Below are 24,381 nucleotides of genomic sequence, written 5' to 3' on the forward strand. Positions count from 1 at the left end.
GAACGCTCAGAGCACAGCAGGAGTTTCAGCATGCGCAAAACCCGTACCCTGACCCGTCGCGCCGTTCTCGCGACCGTGGCCGTCACCGCCGCGTTCACCCTCGCCGCCTGCGGCAACGACGACGGCGGCAGCGACAGCAGCAGCGGAAGCGGCAACAGCAGCGGAAGCAGCAGCACGGCCGCCGGCGGGCACAACGAGCAGGACGTGTCCTTCGCGCAGGGCATGATCCCGCACCACCGGCAGGCCCTGGAGATGGCGAAGCTCGCCGCCGGCCGGGCCTCGTCGGCCGAGGTCGAGGACCTCGCCTCGCGCGTCGAGAAGGCGCAGGACCCGGAGATCAAGACCATGAGCGGCTGGCTGACGTCGTGGGGCGAGGACGTCCCGACGACGTCCGACAGCACGGCCGGGTCGATGCCCGGCATGGACCACTCGGGCTCGTCCGGCTCGCATGGGATGCCCGGCATGATGGACGGCTCGGACATGGCCGAGTTGGAGAAGGCGTCCGGCGCGGACTTCGACTCCATGTTCCTGACCATGATGGTCGAGCACCACGAGGGCGCCGTGGACATGGCCGAGGTCGAGAAGGACAAGGGCGAGTACGGTCCCGCCACCTCCATGGCCGACGACATCGTCACCGCACAGACCGCCGAGATCGCCGAGATGAACAAGCTTCTCGGCAAGAGCGGCAAGAGCGGCAAGAGCAGCACGAGCTGACCTCTCCCGGGCGGGCGGCCAGGCAGCCGCCCGCCCGGGGCACTCCATGTCCGCTCCGGCACTTGCCCTGTATACCCCCTAGGGGTATACAGAACTCATGGACAACGCCCATCACCAAGAGCATCAGCGAGCCGGCGCCTCGTGGGCCATGGCCGTGAAGGCGACACTGCACTGCCTGGCCGGGTGTGCCATCGGCGAGATCCTCGGGATGGTCATCGGCACCGCCCTCGGCTGGGGCAATGTGCCGACCATGGTCGTCGCGATCGCGCTCGCGTTCCTGTTCGGCTACTCCTTCACCCTGTTCGCGGTGCGCCGGGCCGGACTGGACCTCAGGGCCGCGGTCAAGGTGGCGCTGGCCGCCGACACCGTCTCGATCGCCGTGATGGAACTGGTCGACAACTCGATCATCGCCCTCGTCCCGGGCGCGATGGAGGCCGAGTTGGCGGACGGTCTGTTCTGGTCGGCCCTCCTGGGCGGCTTCGTGGTCGCCTTCCTGATCACCACGCCCGTCAACAAGTGGATGATCGGCCGCGGCAAGGGCCACGCCGTCGCCCACGCCCACCACTGAGAGCCTGGGTCACATCCCCGGCCCGCAGCGCACCAGCTTTCGACCGGCCCGTCAGCCCGCGTCGTTGAACGTCGACGGGCCCGCCGCGAGCATCGTGATGCTGCGGCGGAGGCGGCGGGCGTCCAGGGACCCCACGGACGTCGCGGACTGGAGGTGGGCTTCGAAGACGGCCTGGTACGGGCGCAGGGCGGCGGCGAGGTCGGGGTGGCCGGCGGCGAACTCGGTCAGGTCGGCGAGGTCCCTGGTGCCCGCGGCGGCGAGGGGCCCGAGGCCGTCCAGGCCGGAGAGCAGGTCGGCGAGGCGGCCGGCGGCGGTGGCGCCCGCGAGGGCGAGGGTCAGGTCGCCGGCGGAGGAGCGCGGCGGGTGCGAGACCAGGCGGTCCACGGCCACGTTCTGGAAGCGGGCGCGCCAGGGCGTCGGCGGGAACCAGTGCAGGGCGCGGGCGACGGCCGGGGAGTCGGCGACGAGGGGTTCGCGGGCCGGCAGATCGCCGACGCCCCGCACCGGCCGGCCGGCCGCATCGAGGGCCTGGCAGGCATGGCCCACCTCGCGCCACATCGCCCGGTCGTCGAGGACGATGGCGCGGGCCAGCAGCGTGACGATCCGGGCGTTGAGGGCCGCGGCGACCGCACCCCCGTGGTGCGGCTGCAGTTGGCCCACCAGCCGGAGCAGCAGCACCGCGGACGGCAGGTCCACATGATCGACCACCCGCTCCCAGCCGACCTCCTCCAGCATCTCCAGCGTGCGCGACGCCCTGTCCCGGTCGTCGAGGCTGGTCAGCATGGCGGCGAGGCCGATGGTCGGCTCCAGGTCGGCGATCAGGCCCAGCCGCAGCCGGCGCGCGGGCTTGGCGAGGTCTATCTTCGGGACGAGTTCGATCGCCCAACGGCGTTCCCAGAGCGCCATGGTGCGCAGGATGTCCCGGATGGCGCGCGGGCTGGAGACCGTGGAGACGATTCTCTGCTTCAGCTCGTACGTCATCTGCATCCACTCCGCGTTGCGGTGGTGGGTGGGTCCGATCCCGATCCGGCTGAGGTGCAGGGCGGCGGTGTACTGCTCGGTCGGGTTCTGCAGCAACTGCAGCTCGTCGGTGAAGATCTTCATCAGGTGGGTGTCGTCCGAGAGCCCCGTGTAGACGGCCCGGCCGAGCTCGGCGACCTGCTCCAGCTTCGAGAGCATGCCGGTGGCCGCGAGCGGGTTCTGGTACATGGCGGAGCGGGTCTTCCACACCAGCCGCAGTTCCTCCGTCGCGTGGACGGCGGTGAGCATCGTGCGCTCGCCGTACTCGCCGAGGAGACGGCGTACGAACCCCCGGTCGATCTCGCTGAGGATGCTCAGGAACTGGGTGAACTCCTCGCCCGTGCGGACGGTGTCGAGCCGGTCCGTCCACACGTCCCGCCGCCCGATGATCTTGCCGGTCTTCTGCAGCAGGCCCGCCCCGGAGACCCCGTTCTCGTCCCGCTTGCCGTGCCGCATCGTGCGGGCGACCTCGCGGCAGGTCTCGGCGACGGCGATGGACGAGGCGTTGGCCAGCCGGTGGGCCAGTTCGCCGACGTCGAAGGTCTGGGCGTACCGGTGCGCGGCGTTCGGGTAGAGGGCGCGGGCCAGCCGGTGGAACTCGGCCTGCGCGTCCGGCGGCGACCACACGCTCATGCCGACCAGCAGATCGTCGATGCCGACCCGCTCCCGCAGGTCCGCCAGGAAGCCCGGGCCGAACTCCGGGTCCGCGCCGATCCACAGGGCGAGCCGGGGACCCCAGGCCCGCCGTGAGGTGGCGAGCGACTGCGCGACGATGTCGACCATCAGGCCGAGACACCGCTCCCGGTATCCGACCTGCGCCTCCCACAACCCTTTGACCAGGTAGTACTTCACGGACGGTCGAGGGTCCTTGGTCAGCCAGTCCGCGACGGTGGTCTCGCCGAGCGCGTTGCCGAAGCGCTGGGCGAAGCTCTCGCCGCTCTGGTGGTAGGGGTTCTCCACCGCGTGCGTCACCGACAGCAGCATGCCCGCCGCCTTCGGGTCGCCCTTCGTCGCCTCGGCCAGGCGTTCGGCGAGCTCGTGGTCGGGGTCGTTGTCCTCGGTCCACACCAGGCCCGGGGTCGGGGCCGCCAGCAGCAGACAGGCGCACCAGGCGTGCAGGCCCTGCACGACCCGCAGGAACTCCACGGTCTCCATCGGGGTGGCGCGCCGCAGGAGCGCGCGCAGCGCGCCCAGGTAACGGCCCCCGTCGCGGTGGGTGTTGACGGCCTTCTTGAAGATCTCGTTGCGGTGCATGCCGGAGGTCCGCCGCAGTTCGTGCAGCGCGGTGATGACGTCCCGGGGGCTGCTGTTGTCCAGGGCGGGCTGGAGGAGGTCCTGGTACTCGTCGATCATCGTGACCCACTGGGTCTGGTCGGTCCGGTCGACGTGGCGGCGCAGCATCATCCCGGCGAGGACCACGGCGAAGCCGTCCTCCGCCCGGGGCCGGTAGTCGATCAGCAGTTCCGGGCCCTCCTCCTGGTCGACGGGGTGGTAGCCGGGGGTGTCCTCGTAGTGGCGGGCGGCGTCCTCCGCCACCCGCCGCCACAGCCGCCGTTGCAGGCGCAGCGCGCGCAGCACGAGGAAGTAGTCGGCGGGGCGGGTGGGGTCCAGACCGGTGACGACCTCCGCGACCCGCTTGACGGCGATCTCGTCGAGGTCGGCGTTCTGGAACCACTCGATCCGCTCCAGCAGGTGCAGCCGCTGCTGCGCGGTGCCCTCCCCGGCCGTCAGGACGGCGTTCACCTGCGCCCGCAGCCAGGTCCTGACGCCGTCCAGGGCGAGCGCGCCGGTGGACATGGCGTGCCGGATGCCGCGGATCACGGTCACCAGGTCGTTCAGCCGCAGGGGCGACGGATCGTCCTCCAGGCGCTTGGTGAACTCCAGGATGACGTCCCCGGCGATCTCCTCGCTCAGCGAGGAGCCGAGCGCGGTGAGACAGCGCGCCAGTTCGGCGGCCGGCGCACCGGCGAGCCAGTCGGCGAACGCGCCGCCGCGGGTGCGGTCGAGGAGCTCGGCGGCCACCCGGGCGTGGTAGAGCCGGGCGCCGAGCAGCCAGGTCAGGACCTCGCGGGACTCGTGCCGCATCAGCTTCTCGACCCGGGACTCGTGCCGCATCAGCTCCTCGACCCGGGGCTGCAGCCGCTCGACGACCTCGGCGCGCAGCCGGTGCTCGCCCGGGACGGGCACCCGGTCGGGCTCGTCGCGGTCGTCGCCCTCCTCGATCTCCTCCCGGATCTGCAGGACGCGTTGCAGGATCCGGGTGCAGTCCTCGACACACGGAATCCTGGCCAGGCCGTCTCCCCCCGCTCCCGCCAGGGTCCCGACGCCGAGGGCTGCGCGCTCTTCCCCGGTGACGTCGAGGTCGGCGAGGGTTTTCTCAGGGATGCCCGAGTGGATCAGCGAGGCCGCCGCCAGGTCGGCCACCGCCTCCTGCTGGGCGAGTCCGAGACCGTCGAAGCAGGCGAGCACGGGGTCCTCGCCGCCGTCGGCGCCCATGACCCTGATGATGCGGTCGAGGTCCCGGCTGCCGTCGCTGCGCCGGACCTCCGCCAGCCCGACCTCGACGTCGAGCTGTCCCGGCCGCGCGAGGGCCACGGCCCTGACGAAGTCCTCCAGGTGCGGCCCGCCGACGACGGCCGGGGCGACGTCCACGCCGTCCGTGCTCCAATCGAAGTGCGCGGAGACGTCGTACTCCAGCAGCGCGAGGACGCTGCCGCGGATGGCCTCCGACACCATCGGCAGCAGCGCGTCCACCGCGTTGTTGCCGCCCTGGAGGGGGAGCAGCCCGTCCAGGATCAGCAGACAGGGCTTGCCCTCGTCGCGGTCCATCAGGTCGATCGCCCGGTGGGCGGCCTCGATCAGCGGGTCCCGGTCGGGCAGTTCACCCCGCGTGGAGCTGATCGCCTGCACCTGCCAGCCGCGGCTGCGCAGATCGTCGGCGAGGTGCTCGGCGATCGTGGTCTTCCCGCTGCGCACGGTGCCGCCGACGACGGCCACCCGTCTGGCTCTCCCGGTCTGCTTGCGGCCGCCTGCCCCGCCCTCTTTCTCGCTCTCCTTCTCCTTGTCCTTGTCCTTGCCCTGGAAGATCTCCCGGAGGCCGGCGACCTGTTTCGCCACGGGGTCGCCGGGCCGGGCGGGCTTCAGCGGCTGGGGCGCCCAGCCCAGGCGGAGCAGTTCCTCGCGGTGCCGGGCGTGCTTCCACTCGGTCCACAGCTCGCCCCAGACCGCGGCGGCCGCGCCGTCCAGGGTGAGTGCGCCGGGCAGCGCTTCGCGGCTGCCGCCGGGGCCCGCCTTGACCCAGCCCTGCGCGGTGGGGGCGAGGACTTCGGTGACGCCGATCAGCGCAAACGCCTCGACGCGTCCGGTCAGGTCGGCGTCCGTCATCGGCGCCAAGGTCTGCCCGTCCGCCCGGACGCCGACGGCGAGGAGGTCCGGCCGGGGCAGTCCGGCGACCTCGGCGAGGATGTCGAGGGCGTAGCCGAGTCCGACGGCCGGGTCCTCGGGCCAGGGGGAACCGGCCGCGACCGGGAGAGCCGGCCGGCCGCCGGCCTCGGCGGCGCCGAACCGGGTCAGCAGGGCGACGACGGCCTCCCGCGCCTCGATCAGATACCGGCCGGCCCACTCCAGGGGCCGGATCCAGCCGGGCCCGCCGACCGACGCCGACGCCTCGGCCAGGGTGATCGCGACCCGCCCGCCAACCGTGTCGACCACCGCCGCGTGCGCCGGGCCGCCGTCCCGCCCCGCCGGATCGGCGCCGACGGGGCACTCGGCCCACAACTCCGAGAGCTGGTCCGGGACTTCGTCGCCGAGCATGGGCAGCAGCAGCCGCATCCGCAGATGCGCCGCGGAGTCCGTGGGCTCGGTCCCCGCGCCGGAGCAGACGTCCACCAGGGCCGTGAGGCCGCCGGTGTCGGACACCGTCAGCCACTCGGGCAGGGCGGCCAGGACGGCGTCGCGGCCCGGCCCGGCGAGCAGCTCGCCGAGCCAGCCGTCCGCGAGGTCCGACCCGGCCACGGCGGCGGCGAGTTCCTCCTCGGGCAGGTCCCGCGCGGCCGCCTGGTTCAGCAACAGCAGCAGACCGACCAGCCGGTCGCGCACGAACGCGGTGTCGGGGACAGCGGCGGCTGGAGAGAACGGCGTTGCTGTCATCCGGGTTACCTCCTGCGGCCGAACTGCGACATTCCGTGCTGTGACATTCCGTACTGCGAGCTGCGGTGCTGCGAAACGCTGTGCTTCGGGTCGGTGCGGGCGCGCAGCAGGGCGGGCGCGCGGGACGTCACCACGACCAGGCCGTCCGCCCCGTGGGAGCGGATCCCCGTGGGCAGTCCGTCGAGCGGCCAGCGGGCGCTGCTGCCGTCGGTGACGCTGTACGTGTCCAGCCAGTTCCCGCCGGCGCCGCCACCGGGCCCCTGCCCGTACCCGGCCGCGTCGCCGCCCGCGACGACGAACCAGTCGGCGGTCAGCTCGACGGCCCGCAGGTTCCGGCGCAGTGCCGGGACCGCGCCCGCGAGGGCGGCCGCGCCGCCGACGAACGTGCAGTTGCCGTCCGCGTCGACGATCACGGCCGTCTCACCGTCCGCGGCAGCGGCCAGCCGCACGGGGTTCGGGCACAGCGCGACCCTGCGCGGTGCGCCGGGTGCGGCCGGGGACCAGCGGTGGACCACGCCGTCGAGGGTCGCCGCCCAGAGGACCGGGTCGTCGGGCGGGCCCGCCAGGGCCGTCGCGACGACCGTCTGCCGGAACGGCTCGCGGCCCACCTGCTCCAGGTCGCCGCCCGACGGGCCCACGGCCAGGACCTCGACGGCCGGGCCGTCGCCGAGGGCGAGGAAGCCTGCCGGATGGCCCGCGGAGGGGCCGGGCAGCTCGCCCCGCCCGGCGCGCAGGACCTGGTCCGGCGCCCGGTCGGCGTCCGGGGCGCAGCGCAGCACCGAGCCGTCGGCGAGGACTACGAGGGCGGCGGCCCCGTCAGCGGTCTCCAGCAGGTGCAGGCCGACGATGCGGCTGTCGGCGATCTGCCGCGACGGCCCCTGCTCGCCGCTGCCGCCGTCCCACCACACCAGCGTGCCGTCGTCGTGCGCGGTGATGACGGAGCCGGGTCCGGGACTCCCGGCGACGGACACGCGCGTGGCGGTGTGCCGTTCGCGGACGCCCGGCCGCGCCCAGCGCACCTCCAGCGATCCGCACGGCGCGGCGACCGGCCCCACGGCCTGTGCGAGGTCGGCGAGTCCGCGCCGGGTGGCGGCGAGCGCGAGGGCGAACCGGCGCTGGTGCGGCTCGGCCTGCCGCGGCTGGGCGTTCCACACGGCGGCCCGCGCGGCCTGGTCCGGGCCGCGCAGGGCCTTGACCGTCCGGGTCATGGTGGGTCGCGGCAACGCGAGCAGGAACCCGGGGTCGTCCAGAAGCCGGCCGACGTCGCCGACGGGATCGGCCGCGGCCGCGGCGAGGATGTCGAGCAGGTGGGGCGCGACGCGCTCCCAGCCGGAGAAGCCGACGGAGTCGGGGCCGATCTCGTCGAGCAGCTGCCGCAGCACGGCCCGCACCGCTCGCTGCGGCTTCCCGGGCGGACGGACGGTGGCGTCCCGCCGCTCCAGGAAGGTCCGGCAGGCGGCCAGGCCGGCCTCCAGCTCCGCTGCGTCGACCGGGGTCTGGGCGCTGCGCGCGGTGACGGCGGCCCAGGTCGGCAGGTCGAGGAAGAGGTCGTCGTGGAAGGAGCAGAGCGCGGTGAGGACGTCGACCGCCGCGTCCGCCACCGGCTGGGGGAGGAACTCGCCCAGCGTCCGGCGGAGCAGGTGGTCGAGCCGCTCGGCGGCGGCCTCGGACGCCCGGTCGAGGGAGTCGAGGCGGTCCCGGACCAGGACGTCCGCCGCCGCGACCGCCGCCGCGAAGCAGCCGCCGCAGATCCGCTCCAGGGCGGTGACGACTTCCGGTGGGCCGGGAGCGCCCGGAGCCCCCGGAGCGCCATAGTCCTGCCGGGTCCGCAGGTAGGCGCCCACGGCGGCGGGGCCGCGGTGCGCCGGTTCGTCGAGGTCGACGGTGAGGTCGGCGGGGTGCCCGGGCAGCGGACGCGCGGCGCCGAGCACCACCCGGACGTCCGGCAGCGCGGCCAACGGCCCGATCAGGTCGGCCAGTACGGCGTCGGGCGCGTCCGCCTCGTCGACGTGATCGACGATGACGCCCCGGACGTTTCCGCCGTTTCCACCGTTTCCACCGCTTCGGCTGTTTCCACCGCCGAGTTCGGCCAGCAGGTCGGCGACGCTCTCGGCGGCGGTGAGCTTCAGCCGGCGGGCGATCTCGGCGGCCAGCCGGTCGGCGGTGCGGCCGCGCGCGTCGACCGCCGCCAGGGCGAGGTCGCCGACGGGCAGGACGCCCTGCCGGGCCACGACCGGGAGCCCGGCACGAAGGTCCGCCGTCGCGGTGGTGGCGATCCGGCCGAGGACCGCGGTCTTGCCGCTGCCGCGGGAACCGGTCAGCCACAGCGGCGGAGCGGATCCGGCGCCGGACAGATGGTCGAGGACGGTGCGCAGCGCGGCCTCACGGCCGGTGAAGTACCACCCGGGCGCCTCCTGGTTGAGCACCCCACGGGAGCTCCGACTCCACCCGGCCGGGAGCCCGCCCGGCGGTTCGGAGGGCATGAACAGCGGGTTGGGCAGGGTCCGGCAGTGCGGGTCCTCGTGACCGGCGACGATCCGCGCCTTCTGCGAGGTGCGGCTCAGGGCTTCCTGGACGGAGTCCATCACCTTCGCCAGATCCAGGTGCGCCTGGTCGAAGGACCGGACGGCGGTGTCGCGCAGCGCGGCGGTGAACGCGTCGGAGAACACGGTCTGCCGAGCCGTCTCGGCCCGCCGGGCGGCGGCCACGACCCACAGGTCGAACTGGCCGTCGACGTCCCGGTACCGGGACTTCTCCATGGTGTCCAGCAGGGTCTGCTCGCCGCCGGGTCCGGCCCCGCAGGCGTCCAGGATGAGCAGGACCTGGGCGAGGTCCGTCCGCTTCTTCAAGCCGGCGATCAGGGTGGCGGGCAGAAGGAGGGCGAGCGGGCCCAGGGGGTCGTCGTGCTCCGGCGGCACGAGCATCCACTGGTGGTCCTCCTGGTGGCCGTGGCCGGTCGCGTAGACGATCAGCGTCGCCGTCCGCTCACCCTCGCCCTTGTCGGCGCGCTTGCTCCAGCCGTCCAGGGCGACGCAGAGCTCCGCGTGGGTGAGGGCGTACCCTTCTTCGCTCTCGCCGTTGGCCTTGGCCTTGGCCTTGACCTCGTCGGCGAACAGCTCGGTCAGCCCGAGCGCGCCGAGTCCCTTGCGGACGGCCTGTACCTCCTTCGGCAACAGCTCCAGATCCGCGAAGGTCCCGCCGTACTTGGGCCGGCCCGAAATGCAGAAGTACCCCGCCCGGCCCGCCTGCCCGGAACCCTCAGCCAAGAGCCACCTTCACCGACTTGGACGTATGGACGTTCTTCAGGTACACGACGGCGTCGTGGGCGGTGCGGCGGGAGTTGGCGGCGAGGAGGTCGTGGATCTTCCCGGCGAACAGTCCGTCCAGTTCCTTCACGGTGGCGACGACGTCCTCCTTCGCGGCGACGTTCACCCAGGTGTCGATGCCGACCGGCCAGGGGGCCTGGCAGGAGTCGAGGTACGGGTGCAGCTCACGCAGGACGGGCCGCAGCCCCAGCGGTGAGCCGAGGGTGATGAGGGTCGTCGCGGAGGTCCGCGGGTTGGACCGCAGCCAGTCGTAGGCGACGACGCTGCCCAGCGAGTGGGCGACGACGAGCCGCGGCCCGGTCTCCATCGCGGCGCTGAACTCGGCGTGCACCTTCTTCTTGAAATCCGGGTCGCGCAGATAGCGGGCCACCTGCTTGACGAGCCCGAGAATCGCCGCGTTCGTGCCACCGAGAAACTTGCGTCTCTGCAGCTTGTCGATGGCCCACTGCACACTCCGCGGGGCGTATGCGGCCTTGCCCGGCGCCTCGTCCTGCGACGGGTCGTCGACGCTTTCCGCGAAGGAGATCAACAGCTCCTGCTCGAGTCCGGGCGCGATGTCCCCGATCTCGTACTGCCAGGCGGGTCCCGCTTTTCCGTCGTTGTACAGGTACCCGTAGAAAACACATTCGACCGTGAGACCGTCGACTTCGCGGAACCGAACATTCCGCAATCCCTCGCGCAGTGCGGCCAGCCAGGTGTCGTGAATCTCGTCACGACTCGACCTCTCGGCGAAAATGCCATGTACGACGACAACGTCCGCCATGAATCCACCACCCCCGGTTCGTCCCCGGCCTCGATTATGGCAAGAAAAGCGCCATCGGCGCTGCCCTCGTGCGCAGTCGGCCAATTGCCGGGAAGGGGCCTCCTGAAACCGTGCGAGCCGCCCCGATACCCTTCTCCCCCATGGGGAAAGCCGCAGGTGAACAGATGGGCGTCGTGACCGCGTTGGTACGGTCGACGTTCCTCGTGAACGCCGTGTACGCCGAGTCGAGCCGCGCCTACGGCATCACCCCGCAGCAGGGGCAGCTGCTGTGCGTGCTGATGCCGCAGCCGTACGGCATGAGCGAGCTCGGCGAGATGCTCGGACTCTCCAAGTCCAGCCTGACCGGGCTCGTGGACCGGACGGTCCAACGCGGGCTGGTCCGGCGCGAGCCCGATCCGCGGGACGGACGGGCCGTGCGCGTCGGGCTCACCGAGGACGGCGACCGGCTCGCGCACCAATTCTGCGACGAGACCTGCCGCCGCCTCGAGAAGCTGCCGTCGGCGCTGCACACGAACGAGCGCGACCGCCTGGCCGCGCTCCTCGCCCGCGTGGTCCTCGACAACAAGGTGCCCGAGGTCTTCACCGACCCTGACGACTAGGGCCTGTCCGGCCGATCAAGTCGCAGGAAATCAGCGGTGCCTCGGTGGTGCCGGTGAGCGGGGTGTGGTGCGTGCAGCTGCAAGGCGGAGGAGGGAGTCGACGCGGAGCGTCGGCGACTGACGACAACGCGGCAGATGTGCGTGCCACACCCCGCGTCTGCGGCATGATCGGCCGGACAGGTCCTGAGCGCTCCGCCGGAAGTGCCGCGATGTGCCGTCGTTCTGCTGCGGCGCCATCGTGGCCGGTCGCGCCCCTACAGGGCGCTGCCGCACCGCAGCTGGCTTCGCCCGACCCGCTCAGGGCGGTTCAGGCGTTGGCAGTGGTGGCGTGCGTGGTTCGTGTGGCGAGTTGCAGCGCCAGGGTGACCGCGATCGAGGTCAGTGCCATGGCCGTCATCGCCGTGGCGGGTGAGGTGAGTTGGGCCACCGAGCCCGCGAGGGCCGCGCTCACGCCCTGCATGGTGAGCATCCCGGCCGAGTGCAACCCCAGGGCTTGGCCGCTGAGTTCGGCGGGCGTGAGGGCCATCAGCCGCTCCTGCTGGACCAGGCTCGCGCCGAAGCCGACGGAGGCGAGGGCCGCGCAGGCCGCGGCGAGCGGTAGCGCGGGGTGCAGGGCGAAGAGGGTGTAGGGGGCGGCGAGGAGCAGCAGGAGCGGGGCGGCCAGGCGGGGGCGCAGGCTCGACGGCAGAAGGCGGCCCACGAGCACGTCCCCGGCCAGCATGCCCAGCGCCGCGCACGCGAACAGCGTGCCCGCCGCCTCGGGGTCGTACGACACGAAGAGCGCCTCGCAGCCGACGACGAGGCCGTTGGGGAGCCACAGTCCCAGATAGGTGAGGCGGCGGGGCCGGGAGGACCACAGGGCGGCGTTCGTGCGCCGGGTCACCGCGACCGAGGGCCGGCCGAAGACGCGCGGCGGGCGCACGGTCAGTCCGAGGCGGGCGACCACGGCCGCGGTCGCGTAGAGCAGCGCGGCGAGCAGGAGGACGGGCCGCGGGGACAGGACGGTCACCAGGGCGCCACCGGCGGCGTATCCGGTGATCTGCATCAGCCCGCTCATCATGTTGAAGAGCGAACGCCCCGGCAGATAGCCGTCCTTGGTGAGGATCTCGTTCAGCAGGCCCCAGCGGACGCCGCCGCCGAGCGAGGCGATGAGCCCCTGGACGAGTACGACGGCGAAGACGCCCCACACCGGCAGTCCGGGCAGCGCCATGACGGCCGTCGCGGCGGCGAAGGCGAGGGAGAGGCCGGTCAGCGCCGACCTCGGCGGCAGCCGGTCGGCGCCCGAGAGGAGGACGGTCGCGCCCAGCACCTGCGCGAGCGACGGACCGAACATGCTCACCGCCGACAGCAGCGGGGAGTCGGTGGCCCGGAAGACGAGCGTGCCGAGGGCGAGTCCGCTCACCGTCTGGGCGGCGGTGTGGGCGGCGGAGGAGAGGAAGAGGGGCGTGAATTCCGGGACGCGGAAGAGCTGTCGGTACGTGTGGCCGGTCATGCGGGGAGTCTGGGGCGGGCCGGGGAGCGGCGGTTATTGTTTCGCGGTCACGCGAAACGTCGTAGGTGCGGGGACAGGTGCGGGGAGGGGTCGTCGTCGTGGGCTGGTGGCAGATGAACGCGGACACTCTGGCCCGCAGCCGGTTCGTGCTGTCGCCGCTAGCCGAGACCTTCGCGAGCCTGAAGCTGCTGCACACGCGCGTGGGCGCGCACCCCGGCGAGCAGGAGTGGCTGCACGCCCACCTGCCCGCCTACCGCGCTCGGCTCACCGCCGACCCGGTGACCGCGACGCTGGTGCGCGCGGGGCTGGGGCGGAGCTGGATCGCCGACTTCCTCACGCCCACCCCGCGGGACGGCGAGAGCTTCGAGGAGGGCGTGGCCCGGGTACGGGCGGCGCGTCCGGCGGACGCCCGCGCGCATCTGCGGACGTCGCTGGCCGGCCCGCTCCCCGCCGCCCTGGACCGCGACGACCTCCCCGAGCGGGCGGCCGAGCTGCTGGAGTACGTGTGGGAGACGGGCGTACGGCCGTACTGGGATCGGCGTCGGCGCGTCCTGGAGGCCGATGTCGTCGCGCGGACCGCGCAGGTCAGCCAGGGCGGCTGGGCCGCCGTCCTGGACTCGCTGCGGCCGGGGACGCGGTGGCTCGGCGAGAGCCGCTTCCAGGTCAACCTGCACGAGTACCCGCCCCGCGAGATCTCCGGCGCGGAACTGGTGTTCGTCCCGGTGACCCCGAAAACAGGCTGGGTGTCCTGGGAGGAACAGAAACACGGACAGGGAGAGGGAGAGGGACAGGCAGCGAGGCAGGGCCGGTACGCGGTCGTCTACCCCTGCACAGGAGCGCTGGCCGAGGCCCACCGCGCCCATGCCGCACCGACCGCGCTGGCGGCCCTGCTGGGCCGGTCCCGGGCGACCGTCCTGGTACTTCTCGCCACTCCCCTGAGCACCACCCAGCTGGCGGCCCTGACCCACCAGCCCCTCGGCTCGATCGGCCGCCACCTGAAGGTCCTGCGTGACGCAGGCCTGATACGACGCCACCGCGCGGGTCGCTCGGTGCTGTACTCCCGCACGACTGCGGGCGAGGTCCTGACGGGGGCGGCCGCGGGGCCGGAGCCTGAAGTGGAGGGTGCCCCCGGAAGGGGTGGGGTCACCTTGCGGGGCTAGCATCCGAGGCATGACTACTGATGCCGGTTCCTCTCCCCTCGATGTCCAGATCGGCGCTCTCAAGGGCGGCTCCGCGGAGCTCTCGCAGTACGCGGGCAAGGCCGTGCTGGTGGTGAACGTGGCCTCCAAGTGCGGCCTGACCCCGCAGTACACCGGCCTGGAGAAGCTCCAGGAGCAGTACGCCACCCAGGGCTTCACCGTGCTCGGCGTGCCCTGCAACCAGTTCCTCGGGCAGGAGCCCGGCAGCGCCGAGGAGATCGCCGAGTTCTGCTCGGCCACCTACGGCGTGTCCTTCCCGCTGACCGAGAAGATCGAGGTCAACGGCGAGGACCGGCACCCGCTGTACGAGCGGCTCGTCGGGTTCGCGGACGGCGAGGGCCACGAGGGCGACATCCGCTGGAACTTCGAGAAGTTCCTGATCGGCCGGGACGGCTCCGTCGTCGCCCGCTTCTCCCCGCAGACCGAGCCCGAGGCCGCCGAGCTCGTCGCCGCGATCGAGGCGCAGCTCGCCGGTTGACCTTGCCCCTGGGGCAAGGCGCAGTCTCCTCGTCACCGGGCGCATCAGACCGCCCGGTGACGGAGGATGGCGAGATGGACGCAGGCAGCGCAGGTAGCGCAGGCAGCGCAGGGGATGTGACGGACCGCGGCGCTCTGCTCACCATCGGTGCGTTCGCCGCGCGGGCCCGGCTGTCCGCCAAGGCGCTGCGGCTCTACGACCGGCTCGGGCTGCTCGCCCCGGCGTACATCGACGAGACCAGCGGCTACCGCTACTACCGGGCCGACCAGGTCGACCGCGCCCGGCTGGTGGCCATGCTGCGCCGGCTCGACATGCCGCTCGCGCGGATCGCGGACGTGGTGGAGACCACTGACAGGGCTCACGGATCTGACGGATCCGGCCCGTCCGATGCCGGCCCGTCCGATGCCGGGGAGTTGCTCGCCGCCTACTGGGGCGAGGTCGAGACCCGGTTCGCCGCGCAGCGCACCCTCGCCGCCTACCTCCGTGCACGTCTGTCGGGGAGGAGCTCCGAGATGTACGAGAAGTTCGAGGTCCGGTTGGTCGACATGCCCGAGCAGGTGATCATCACCGAGTCACGCCACACGCTCGCGGACGAGCTGCCCACCTGGATCCCCGCCTCGCTGGGCCGGCTGGAGGCTGCGGCCGGGGAGTGCGGAGGAAGCGTCGGCGCACCGTTCGTCGTCTACCACTCCGAGGTGTCCATGGAGAGCGACGGCCCCGCGGAGTCCTGTGTGCCGGTCGCCGACGAGGCGGCGGCGCGGGCCTGGGCGTCCGGCCAGGAGCGGGAGCGGGGACGGCAGATCCGGGTGCGGGTGGAGCCGGCCCGGCGGCTGGCGTACACCCGGATCGCCAAGGCGCAGGTCGCGCATCCGCAGATCATCGCCGCCTTCGAGGCGGTGGAGGCATGGATGAAGCGGGAGGGCTGGGAGTACGACGGGCCCTGCCGGGAGATCTACTTCGCCGACTGGGACGCCGCCGGAGCCGAGGACCCGGTCTGCGACGTGGCGTTCCCGGTCACCCGATCACCCCAGTGACCCCGGTCACTCCTGTGCAGCATGCGTAGCCGGTGAAAGCACCGGGCCCTCTCGGCTAGGACGGCGATCTGGACGAGAGGGCCCGTGGTTGGTTCTTATGCAGTTGTCGCGGTAACCGGCCCCTATGACTTGACCGATGCCACGAAGTCGCTCCACGCGTCGGCGGGGAACACGAGCGTCGGACCGTCCAGAACCTTGGAGTCCCGGACGACCAGCGCCTGTACCGGCGACTTGACCTCGACGCACGCACCGTTGCCCGTGGAGTACGAGGACTTGGTCCACGTGTGCGCGCTGCCCTGACGAATTGCCATTTTTGCTCCGGAGTGCAGTTGTTGAGTTGCGGTTCGCGCCAACCTTGTTGCTCGATGGCGTGATCGACGCTACTCGCCAACATCGACTGACGAAGCGACTATTCACTCGACCGGATGACATATTCCAATGGAAACTTCCATCCTGACGGGGTGAGGGTTTATCATGCGGCACTTCTCGCTCACGGCACGTACTTCTTGGCGATGTCGGCGATGAACTGACGCGACTGGTCCACGTTCAGAGCCTGCGCGCGCAGATGCTCGTACATCACGCTGTACTTCTGCACATCGTTCGGTTTCTCCAGGTAGAGGTCGCTGGTGACGCCCTCGATGTAGACGACGCTGGAGTCGGCCGTGTCCGGGAACTCCAGGATCGCGTACTGGCCGTTCAGACCCGGATGCGCGCCCATGTCGAACGGGATCACCTGCACGGTGACATGCGGCAACTGGGACTGCTCGACGAGGTGTTCCAGCTGCTCCCGCATCAGCTCACGGCTGCCGACGACTCTCCGGAGCGCGGATTCGTCCATGACGCTCCACAACCTGAGCGGGTTCTCACCGGAGGAGACACGTTCCTGCCGACGCATGCGCACCTGCACACGCTTCTCGATCTCCGTGTGCGCGGTCTCCGGCAGCGCGCCCGAGATCAGCGCCTCCGCGTACTGACGGGTCTGCAGCAGCCCGGGCACGACCTGCGGGTCGTACACGCGCAGGCTCGCCGCGTCCGTCTCCAGGCCGATGTAGACGCTGTACGGGACATCGCCGAAGGCATGCCACCAGCCCTGCTGGCGGGAGTCCTTGGCCATCTCCATCAGCGAGTCGACCATCCGCTGGTCCTCGACCTCGTACACCCCGCACAGGTCGCGGACGTCACGCTGACTGATGCTGCGCCGGCCGTTCTCCAGCCGGCTGATCTTCGACTGCGACACCAGCAGGCGCTCGGCGACCTCTTCGGCCGTCATGCCCTTGAGCTCACGGAGCCGACGCAGCTCCTGGCCCAGCCGGCGTCGCCTGACAGTGGGATTGACATTGGACGCCACGGGACGTGCACCTCCGGCTGCGTGCCTGTAACTAACACTTTGCGTATCTGCTGTTGAGCAGACTGCCACCAAGGTGCTTTCTACCGCTGGAAAACGGTGGATATGCGGCCGGTACACGCCAGTTCGGGTCAGTCCCCCGACAGGCTTCCGGCCAGGGCCCCAGAGCCCCAGGGTCTGTCCGGACTCCCGACATGCGTCCGCGCGGGGCGATGGGTCAGTGACGTCCCATCACCCCGCGCGGGCCGCGGCGGCTCCCGAACGGGCTTGCGTTGTTGCGCTACTGCGTTGTCGCCTTATTACGCCTTACGTTGTTGCTTTGTCTGCGGTCCCTTGTGCGCGGTGTCGTGGAACTGCGGCTCAGTGGGCCACGACACGCGCCATGGGACCGCGGCGCGGCTGCGCCGGAACGCCACGGGCTGGCTCCGGAGCGGGCCTGGCGGCGCCCGGTCCGGCCTGACGGCCGGGGGGTGCTGCCTGGTTGCGGCGCGGCTGTGCCGCCGCACCGTTCTGGACGTCCATCACGGCGTGCGCCACGAGGCCGCCCATCGGGTCGTGCCTGATCAGGTCCCGCAGCCGGGAGCGGGACGAACGTCCCTCGTTCCCCGGATACAGGTGTTTGCCGAGGCCGACCGCGTGCGCCAGTGCGGCGAGCGCGGCGGTCCGCGGGTCCGGCGGTACGCCGGTGCGGATCGCGGAGTCCAGCCGGGCCCTGATCTCCCGGCTGATCTCGTTGTCCGTCGCCTGATAGCGAGTCGTCGGCAAGACTCCGCACATCTGGCCCGCCACGGCATGCACCATGCCGCACCGCTCCAGATGCGAGAGGTAGGTCTGGCGCAGCCCAAGGCGCGGCCCGCCGATCCAGTGGACGGCACGTACCGGAGCGCCACGCCTTCGCAGCAACTCCAACGCACAGTCCAGTGTCGGATCTCCAGTCGGCCGTGGTGCCACCACGGCGATACGATCCCCGTCAGGGGCTATCCGTCCGGCCAGCGCGAGCTCCACTAGCTGCGCTCCGGCCAGACCGAGGTCGAGCGACTGCGGCTGTGCGGTGGTACCCGTGGTCGGGTCCAACGCCAGCAGCAAAAGCTCTTCCGGAAGTGTTCTGCGGCTCCTGCCCATCCATGCCTCCCCGCGTGGATGAATGACAGGGTGACCCCTCTCACATTGGTCTGTCGAGGGTGCGTGACCTGTTTGTAGTGGAACCAGTAGGTATGTCGTTCTCGTCTACCGCAGGAGCCAAGCTCACTACACAGGACACTGGTACATGGTTCGGACACCTGCAAGACGGTCCGGGGCGGGGCGGGTTCACGGTTCGGCAGGCGCGCGCGGTGGGCGTGCGGCACAAGGAGGAGGCATCGGTGGCGGGCGAGTCCCCCGACAGGTCGAAGCAGCGCGAGTCGTCGGCAGAACCGACGTCGGGGAGCGCGGGCACGGTTCCCGAAGCACGCGAGTCTCGTGACGGCGCCGTCCGCGAGGTCCGCGACCCGCGGGTCGCGGTGGCGCGGGAGGCCGAGCCGTCCGCGTCGCGCGGCGGCGTGGACACGGCGACGCGAGTGTTCTCGGTACGGGACCTGAAGACCGAGGACCCGGAGGAGCCCACGGAGGCCGCCGCGGAGTCCGAGACCGAGGACGAGGACGGCGAGACCGCCGAGAGCGTCGAGAGCGCCGCCGAGACCGAGGCGGAAGCCGCGGACGAGACCGAGGCGGAAGCCGCGGACGAGGCCGAGGGCGAGGGCGAGGCCGACGAGGAGCCCGAGGACGCCGAGGAGCCCACAGAGGCCGCTGCGGAGACCGAGGCCGAGGAGACCGCCCAGGACGGCCCTGAGGGCGTCGAGGAGGCCGTGAGCGCCTCCGAGGGCCCCACGGGCGACTCCGGGGGCGGTGACGAGCGCCTGCGGGCGGCTGTGGCCCAGTGGGTGGTCTCGGCGGACGAGGACACGGACGGCGAGACGGACGGCGATGCCGACACCGATGTCGTCGCCGATGCCGTCGCCGATGCCGACGTGGAGGAACGTTCCGAGAGCCTTGCCGAGGAGGCCGACGAGTCCGACGAGCCCGAGGACGCAGCGCCCGAGGCCGAGGCCAAGCCGGTCTCCAAGCCCGCGCCGAAGTGGGCCTCCGACGCCGACGGGACCGACAAGACCGGCAAGACGGATAAGGACGACAAGGCCGACGAGGCCGAGGCCGCGGACGACTCCCCCGTCGACCAGCCCACCGCCGTCTTCAAGGCCCCCCGGCCCAAGCCCGCCGTCGACCAGCCGACCACCATGCTGAAGCTGGGCGACGCCGCCAGGCCCAAGCCCAAGCCGGGCAAGGACGAGACCGAAGCCGAGACCAAGGCCAAGGCCGAAGCTGCGCCCGAGGCCAAGGCCGAGGCCGAGGCGCCCCCCGCCGAGCGGACCAGCCGGTTCGTCGCGCTCAAGCCGCTCGACGAGCCCCGACGACCCAAGCAGGACGTCACCGCGCTCGTCCCGCAGGTCGGCCCCGAGCGGACCACGCAGCAGCCGCTGCCGCCGAAGCCGCCGCTGGACCTGCTGGCCGAGCTGACGAACACCCCGCCGCCCCCGCCGACCCCGATGCGCACGCTCGGCCGGCGGATCAAGATCTGGACGCCACTGGTCATCCTGCTGCTGGTCGTGTTTGCGATCGCGCAGGCCGTCCGACCGCTGCCGGCGCCCGCGCTGACGCTCACCGCGAAGGACGCGTACACCTTCGACGGCGGCAAGACGCAACTGCCCTGGCCGAACGAGGGCCAGGGCTGGATGGACATCGACGGCGTCGGCACCATGGGCAGCTTCGGCAAGCAGACGCCCGTGGCCATCGGCTCGGTCGCCAAGACGATGACCGCGTACATCATCCTCAAGGACCACCCGATGAAGGCCGGGGAAGAGGGCCCGGAGATCGAGGTCGACGCGACGGCGGAGAAGGAGGGCGGCTACGACGTCACCGGCGACGAGTCGACGCTCAACACCGTCAAGGCCGGCGACAAGCTCACCGAGAAGCAGGCCCTGTCGGCCGTCCTGATCCCCTCCGCCAACAACATCGCGCGGCTGCTCGCACGCTGGGACGCGGGCTCGGAGGCGGCGTTCGTGAAGAAGATGAACGCCACCGCCAAGGAACTGGGGATGACGAACACGACGTACACCGACCCCTCGGGCCTGAAGGAGACCACCGTCTCCACGGCCGAGGACCAGGTGAAGCTGGGCCGTGCGTTCGTGCAGGTCCCGGCCCTGGTCGCGATCTCCGGCGCGGCCAGCTGGACCGACCCCTCCGGCAAGTACTGGAACAACTACAACGAGCTGCCGTATCTGATCGGCGCGATCGGCATCAAGACCGGCAGCACCACCGCGGCCGGCGGCAACCTGCTCTTCGCCTCCCGCAAGGAGGTCGACGGACGGACGGTGACCATCGTCGGCGCGGTCCTGGGCCAGCACAAGCAGAAGATCCTCGCGACGGTCAACGCGGTCAGCAAGACCGCGCTGCTCGCCGCCCAGGACGCGCTCACCTCGGCGAAGATCGTGAAGAAGGGCGACGTCGTCGGGTACGTGGACGACAAGATGGGCCACCACACGCCGGTCGTCGTCACCAAGGACGTCCCGGCGGTCGGCTGGGCCGGGCTGACGGTGAAGCTGTCCTTCGCCGCCGGCGAGGTCCCGCACACCGCGAAGGCCGGCGCCCAGGTGGGCACGCTCACCGTCGGGGACGGCTCCAGCAGCGCGGTCAAGGTGCCGGTCACGCTGCAGACGGACCTGGTCGAGCCGGGCTTCACGGACAAGCTGACCCGCATCGGCTGACCCTCGTCCCTCGCACGCAGCCTCCTTCACCCCGTCGGGCAGCCGCCCGGCGGGGTGCGTGCTAGCGTCGCGAAACGGGACAGGTCGCCGGTCGCAAGGGCGCAGCCGTGAAGCGGACGCGAACGGGACGCGACCGAGAGCAGAAGACGGGACACGGGGAGTGCCTTCAGGTGGCCACTGCGGAGCCGACACGCGCCGACGACACCGGTCCGGGCCCGGACGTCGGCCCGCGGGCGAGGGTGCCCGCACCCCAGTCCGGCGAGCACGACCGCGACAGCCGTGACCCGGTGGTAGACGTCGAGCAGGGCCACGTCCCGGAGCCCACGCAGGCTCCGCCCGAGCCGTCCCGGCTGCGCTCCGCTCTCGACCGGCTCGGCGGCCGGCTCGGCCGGCACCTCGTACTGTCCATGACGGCGCTGTCCGGAGTTCTGCACCTCGTCTGGTTCTTCACTTTCGCGAACAGCGGCGGCGACCTCGCCGCGCAGGACGCATGGGCCGAGTTCGTCGGCCGGCACCCCGACTCCGCGTACAACCTCGCCTGGTACGGCGGCATGCACCCGGTGTCGTACAGCATGGTGTCGCCGTATCTGATGTCCGTGCTCGGCGTCCGGACGACGATGATGATCGCCGGGACGCTCTCGGCGGGGCTCCTCACCCTCGTCCTGCTGCGCTGCCGACCGGTGAAGAAACCCGTGTGGCCGGCGCTGGCCGGGGTCTTCGCACTGCTGTGCAACGCCGCGTCCGGGCGGGTCACGTACGGGCTCGGCAACCTGTTCGCGCTGGGCGCGGTCGCCGTCGTCTTCTGCTGGCCGCACAGCTGGCGCTATCACCGGTACTGGAAGGCCGCCTGCGCGGCGCCGCTCGCCGCGCTCGCCACGATGGGCTCGCCGGTGGCCGGGCTCTTCGTGGGCATAGTCGCCGTCGCGCTGTTCCTGCAGAAGCGGCGGCCGGGCGCATGGGCGCTGGGGCTGGCCCCGACGGCCGTCGTCGCCGTCTCCGCCTGGCTGTTCCCGTTCTCCGGCACCCAGCCGATGGCCTTCGGCTCGGCGTCGCTGCCGCTGATGTCGGCGGCGGTCGTCTACTACGTCGCCCCGCGCGACTGGAAGAGCGTGCGGATCACCGCGGCCGTGTACGGGCTCGGGGTGCTGCTGGTGTGGCTGATCAGCTCGCAGATCGGCTCCAACATCACACGGCTGGCGATGCTGTACACGGGCGTGGTGCTGATGGCCGCGCTGCCGTTCGCCGTGCCGCGCAGCCGCAAGTGGTACGTGATCGTCGTGGCGTTCGTCGGGTTCGTGGGCTGGATCGGCTTCAAGTCGGTCGACGACGTCGTGCGGACGACCCCGGCGGCCTCCTGGGCGCGTGAGCTGGCGCCGCTGGTCAACGAGTTGCAGGAGGTCGGCGCGGAGAAGGGGCGGGTGGAGGTCGTGCCGGCCCGCTCGCACCGGGAGGCGTCCGCGCTCGCGCCGTACGTCAACCTCGCCCGCGGCTGGAACCGCCAGGCCGACATGGAGCGCAACCCGCTCTTCTACGACGACACCCTCAACTCCGCGAACTACCACGACTGGCTCCAGCGGTGGGCCGTGCACTTCGTCGTCGTCCCGAAGGAGGCGCTGGACGGGGACGGCGGCGAACGGGAGCGGGAGCTGGTGCAGCGGGGGCTGCCGTATCTGGAGCAGATCTGGGGCGACGCCAACTGGCAGTTGTTCAAGGTCACCGACCCGGCCCCGCTCGCGGAGCCGAACGCGGTCGTGCAGCGGGCCGAGCAGGGCGAGATGACGATCACCGTGCGGAAGGCGGGGCGGATCCTGATCCGGATCCCGTACTCGCCGTGGCTGAGCGTCGTCGACGCGGAGGGCAAGAGCCTGAAGCCGCCGCAGGAGACGGACGCGTCCAAGGACCGGGCGGAGGGAGAGCCGAAGACGTACGACAACGTCAACGGCTGCCTGTTCGAGACGGAGGAGGACGCGGAGGGCGACAGGTGGACGATGTTGCTCGCCCCGAAGGCGGGGACGTACCGGCTCGCCGCGCCCTACCAGCTGCCCCGCGGCACGCCGTGTCCCGATGAGCTGAAGGAGTCGACGCCGTAGTCGACGCAGTCGGTCGAAGGAAGCGGTCGAGGGAAGCGGTCAACGAAGTTCGGCCACGTACCGGTCCGTGCCCGGGACCGTCGGGATGAACGGTGCGAGCAGTTCCACCCGGCCCAGTCCGGATTCGCCCACCGCCTCCGACAGGTCCCCGAAGTGCTGGTCCCAGCAGTCCCTCGGGTCGGACTCCAGGAACCACAGGAGGGTCAGGCGGGTGTCGACGCCCTCGACCTGCTTGACGTAGGTCATGCGGTCGCCGGGGAGGGGGGTGGGGCGGAAGACGGTGACCATGGCCGTCGGGGAGCCGGCCACCCGCTTGGGGAGGTGGCGGGCGCGCAGCCACTCCAGGAGTTCGGCGCGCCGCTCGGGGCTCTCGGCGTCGATCACCTCGACGACCAGGCCGGCGTACGGGTGGTCCAGGGCGTGGAAGTCCCGCGGTCCCGCCGCGCCGTCCCGGTAGACGGTCGCCTCGTGGTCCTGGAAGGCCGTGAAGACGTGGGTGCGGTCCTGGTAGACCCGCGCGTCCCGGTTGAGGCGCTTGTTGATGCCGACCGTCCACCGCATGTGGTCGTCGTAGCGGCCGTCGGTGATCCAGTAGGTGGAGAGGTAGCAGCCCGCGGTGACGGGCTGGGCGATCGCCGACTTCTCCGGCTGCCGCAGCAGCTGGAGATCGCGGGTCGCCACCCACCGCCGGCCCGCGAACATCCAGGGCATGGCCATCGCGCCGGCGTAGTAGTGGTCGTCCTCGTACCAGCGGTTGTAGGCGTACTCGTGGCCGGGATGCGGTTCGACCATGGTGATCAGGGCGTGTCCGGGGCTGACCCCGTAGGGGCCTACGGCGGCCAGTTCGGCGTATGTCTCGCTGCGGGTCTCGTCACTCATGGGTCGTCCCCTTCCGTCCTCTTCCGTCCTTCTGCACCGGCCCCTACTCTGACGCCCCGTCAGATAAGACGCCAGAGCCGGGAGGTCATCGATGTCACTGCTCGCGGGCAAGACGGTCGTCGTGTCGGGGGTCGGGGCCGGGCTCGGTCACAGAATCGCTGCCGCGGTCGTGCGGGACGGCGGGAACGCCGTGCTGGGGGCGCGCACCGAGGCGCATCTCGCCAAGAGCGCGGCCGAGATCGACCCGGCGGGGGCGAGTACGGCGTACCGGGTCACCGACATCACCGACGAGGGACAGTGCGAGGCGCTGGCCGCGCTGGCGCTGGAGCGGTTCGGGGGGATCGACGCGGTGGTGCAGGTCGCCGCCTGGGACTCCTACTTCGGCGGGCTCGCGGACGCCGACTTCACGACCTGGCAGTCGGTGATCGATGTGAACCTGCTGGGGAGTCTGCGGATGACCCGGGCCTGTCTGGCGGGGCTGCGGGCTCGCGGGGGCGGGTCGGTCGTGTTCATCGGGACGCAGTCGGCGGTGGCCGCGCCCTCGCAGGTGCGGCAGGCAGCGTACGCGGCGTCGAAGGGGGCGCTGACCAGCGCGATGTACTCGCTGGCGCGGGAGCTGGGGCCGGACCGGATCCGGGTCAACACGGTGCTGCCGGGGTGGATGTGGGGGCCTCCGGTGCAGGCGTTCGTCCAGTTCACCGCGCACACGGAGGGCGTGCCGGAGGAGGAGGTGCTGGGGCGGCTCACCGGGCGGATGGCGCTGCCCGAGCTCGCCACGGACGGGGATGTGGCGGACGCGGCGGTGTTCCTGGCGTCGGACCGGGCGCGGGCGATCACCGGACAGTCGTTGCTGGTCAACGCGGGGGAGCTGATGCGATGAGTTCACATACCTGAACACGAACCACCATATCGAATTCCTTTACCTCCC

Annotated in this window: 17 protein-coding genes; 9 read left to right on the forward strand and 8 right to left on the reverse strand. The window is 71.7% G+C overall.

Annotated elements, in window-relative coordinates:
• Window positions 1–30 precede the first annotated feature (30 nt).
• Entirely contained in the window at window positions 31–714 is a 684-nt protein-coding gene (locus ABZ725_RS17140) for a DUF305 domain-containing protein (protein ID WP_358803458.1), read from the forward strand.
• Between the two features lie 97 nt (window positions 715–811).
• Complete coding sequence (locus ABZ725_RS17145) at window positions 812–1,282, forward strand: DUF4396 domain-containing protein (protein WP_358803459.1); 471 nt, start codon at window positions 812–814, stop codon at window positions 1,280–1,282.
• A 51-nt stretch (window positions 1,283–1,333) separates the two neighbouring features.
• Here ABZ725_RS17145 and ABZ725_RS17150 read toward each other — a convergent pair whose 3' ends face one another.
• From ABZ725_RS17150 to ABZ725_RS17160, 3 genes are read right to left on the reverse strand one after another with little or no spacing between them, the layout of a single operon-like run.
• Entirely contained in the window at window positions 1,334–6,451 is a 5,118-nt protein-coding gene (locus ABZ725_RS17150) for a hypothetical protein (RefSeq protein WP_358803460.1), read from the reverse strand.
• A 5-nt stretch (window positions 6,452–6,456) separates the two neighbouring features.
• Window positions 6,457–9,717, reverse strand: a complete 3,261-nt coding sequence (locus tag ABZ725_RS17155; RefSeq protein WP_358803461.1) for an ATP-binding protein — start codon at window positions 9,715–9,717, stop codon at window positions 6,457–6,459.
• The gene (locus ABZ725_RS17160; RefSeq protein WP_358803462.1) at window positions 9,710–10,540 is read right to left on the reverse strand and encodes a hypothetical protein; all 831 of its coding nucleotides are present in this window, start codon (window positions 10,538–10,540) and stop codon (window positions 9,710–9,712) included. The genes ABZ725_RS17155 and ABZ725_RS17160 overlap by 8 nt, the downstream gene beginning before the upstream one ends.
• Before the next feature lie 164 nt (window positions 10,541–10,704).
• Between ABZ725_RS17160 and ABZ725_RS17165 the strand changes: the two genes are divergently transcribed.
• The gene (locus ABZ725_RS17165) at window positions 10,705–11,139 is read left to right on the forward strand and encodes a MarR family transcriptional regulator (protein WP_358803751.1); all 435 of its coding nucleotides are present in this window, start codon (window positions 10,705–10,707) and stop codon (window positions 11,137–11,139) included.
• Window positions 11,140–11,446: 307 nt separating this feature from the next.
• Here ABZ725_RS17165 and ABZ725_RS17170 read toward each other — a convergent pair whose 3' ends face one another.
• Window positions 11,447–12,631 (reverse strand): MFS transporter, encoded by a 1,185-nt coding sequence (locus ABZ725_RS17170; protein WP_358803463.1) that lies wholly within the window; start codon window positions 12,629–12,631, stop codon window positions 11,447–11,449.
• A gap of 98 nt (window positions 12,632–12,729) precedes the next feature.
• Here ABZ725_RS17170 and ABZ725_RS17175 point away from each other — a divergent pair, with 98 nt between their 5' ends.
• The 3 genes from ABZ725_RS17175 to ABZ725_RS17185 all read left to right on the forward strand — a co-directional run bounded on the left by ABZ725_RS17175 (window position 12,730) and on the right by ABZ725_RS17185 (window position 15,342).
• Window positions 12,730–13,791 (forward strand): winged helix-turn-helix domain-containing protein, encoded by a 1,062-nt coding sequence (locus ABZ725_RS17175; RefSeq protein ID WP_358803752.1) that lies wholly within the window; start codon window positions 12,730–12,732, stop codon window positions 13,789–13,791.
• Window positions 13,792–13,801: 10 nt separating this feature from the next.
• Window positions 13,802–14,308: a glutathione peroxidase gene (locus tag ABZ725_RS17180; RefSeq protein WP_358803464.1), complete on the forward strand. Its 507-nt coding sequence runs from the start codon at window positions 13,802–13,804 to the stop codon at window positions 14,306–14,308.
• Between the two features lie 74 nt (window positions 14,309–14,382).
• Window positions 14,383–15,342 carry a MerR family transcriptional regulator gene (locus ABZ725_RS17185; protein ID WP_358803465.1) on the forward strand — a complete coding sequence of 320 codons (960 nt, stop codon included), beginning with the start codon at window positions 14,383–14,385 and terminating at the stop codon, window positions 15,340–15,342.
• A 122-nt stretch (window positions 15,343–15,464) separates the two neighbouring features.
• Here ABZ725_RS17185 and ABZ725_RS17190 read toward each other — a convergent pair whose 3' ends face one another.
• The 3 genes from ABZ725_RS17190 to ABZ725_RS17200 all read right to left on the reverse strand — a co-directional run bounded on the left by ABZ725_RS17190 (window position 15,465) and on the right by ABZ725_RS17200 (window position 17,809).
• Window positions 15,465–15,653 (reverse strand): DUF397 domain-containing protein, encoded by a 189-nt coding sequence (locus ABZ725_RS17190; protein WP_351904908.1) that lies wholly within the window; start codon window positions 15,651–15,653, stop codon window positions 15,465–15,467.
• A 179-nt stretch (window positions 15,654–15,832) separates the two neighbouring features.
• Window positions 15,833–16,690, reverse strand: a complete 858-nt coding sequence (locus ABZ725_RS17195; protein WP_351904905.1) for a helix-turn-helix transcriptional regulator — start codon at window positions 16,688–16,690, stop codon at window positions 15,833–15,835.
• Between the two features lie 357 nt (window positions 16,691–17,047).
• Window positions 17,048–17,809 (reverse strand): GPP34 family phosphoprotein, encoded by a 762-nt coding sequence (locus ABZ725_RS17200; RefSeq protein WP_351904902.1) that lies wholly within the window; start codon window positions 17,807–17,809, stop codon window positions 17,048–17,050.
• Window positions 17,810–18,048: 239 nt separating this feature from the next.
• On the opposite strand from ABZ725_RS17200, the gene ABZ725_RS17205 reads away from it, so the two are divergent.
• A complete protein-coding gene (locus ABZ725_RS17205; protein ID WP_358803466.1) occupies window positions 18,049–20,484 on the forward strand; it encodes a D-alanyl-D-alanine carboxypeptidase in 2,436 nt (811 codons plus the stop codon).
• 170 nt (window positions 20,485–20,654) lie between these two features.
• Window positions 20,655–22,574 carry an MFS transporter gene (locus tag ABZ725_RS17210; protein ID WP_358803467.1) on the forward strand — a complete coding sequence of 640 codons (1,920 nt, stop codon included), beginning with the start codon at window positions 20,655–20,657 and terminating at the stop codon, window positions 22,572–22,574.
• 39 nt (window positions 22,575–22,613) lie between these two features.
• Here the strand turns inward: ABZ725_RS17210 and ABZ725_RS17215 are convergent, their stop codons facing one another.
• Window positions 22,614–23,453, reverse strand: coding sequence for a hypothetical protein (locus ABZ725_RS17215; protein ID WP_358803468.1), 840 nt, complete (start codon window positions 23,451–23,453; stop codon window positions 22,614–22,616).
• Window positions 23,454–23,544: 91 nt separating this feature from the next.
• On the opposite strand from ABZ725_RS17215, the gene ABZ725_RS17220 reads away from it, so the two are divergent.
• On the forward strand, window positions 23,545–24,333 hold the full coding sequence (locus ABZ725_RS17220) for an SDR family oxidoreductase (protein WP_358803469.1): 789 nt from the start codon (window positions 23,545–23,547) through the stop codon (window positions 24,331–24,333).
• The last annotated feature ends 48 nt before the right edge of the window (window positions 24,334–24,381 follow it).

It is taken from the genome of Streptomyces sp. NPDC006872 (assembly GCF_040635845.1).
Taxonomy (GTDB): domain Bacteria; phylum Actinomycetota; class Actinomycetes; order Streptomycetales; family Streptomycetaceae; genus Streptomyces.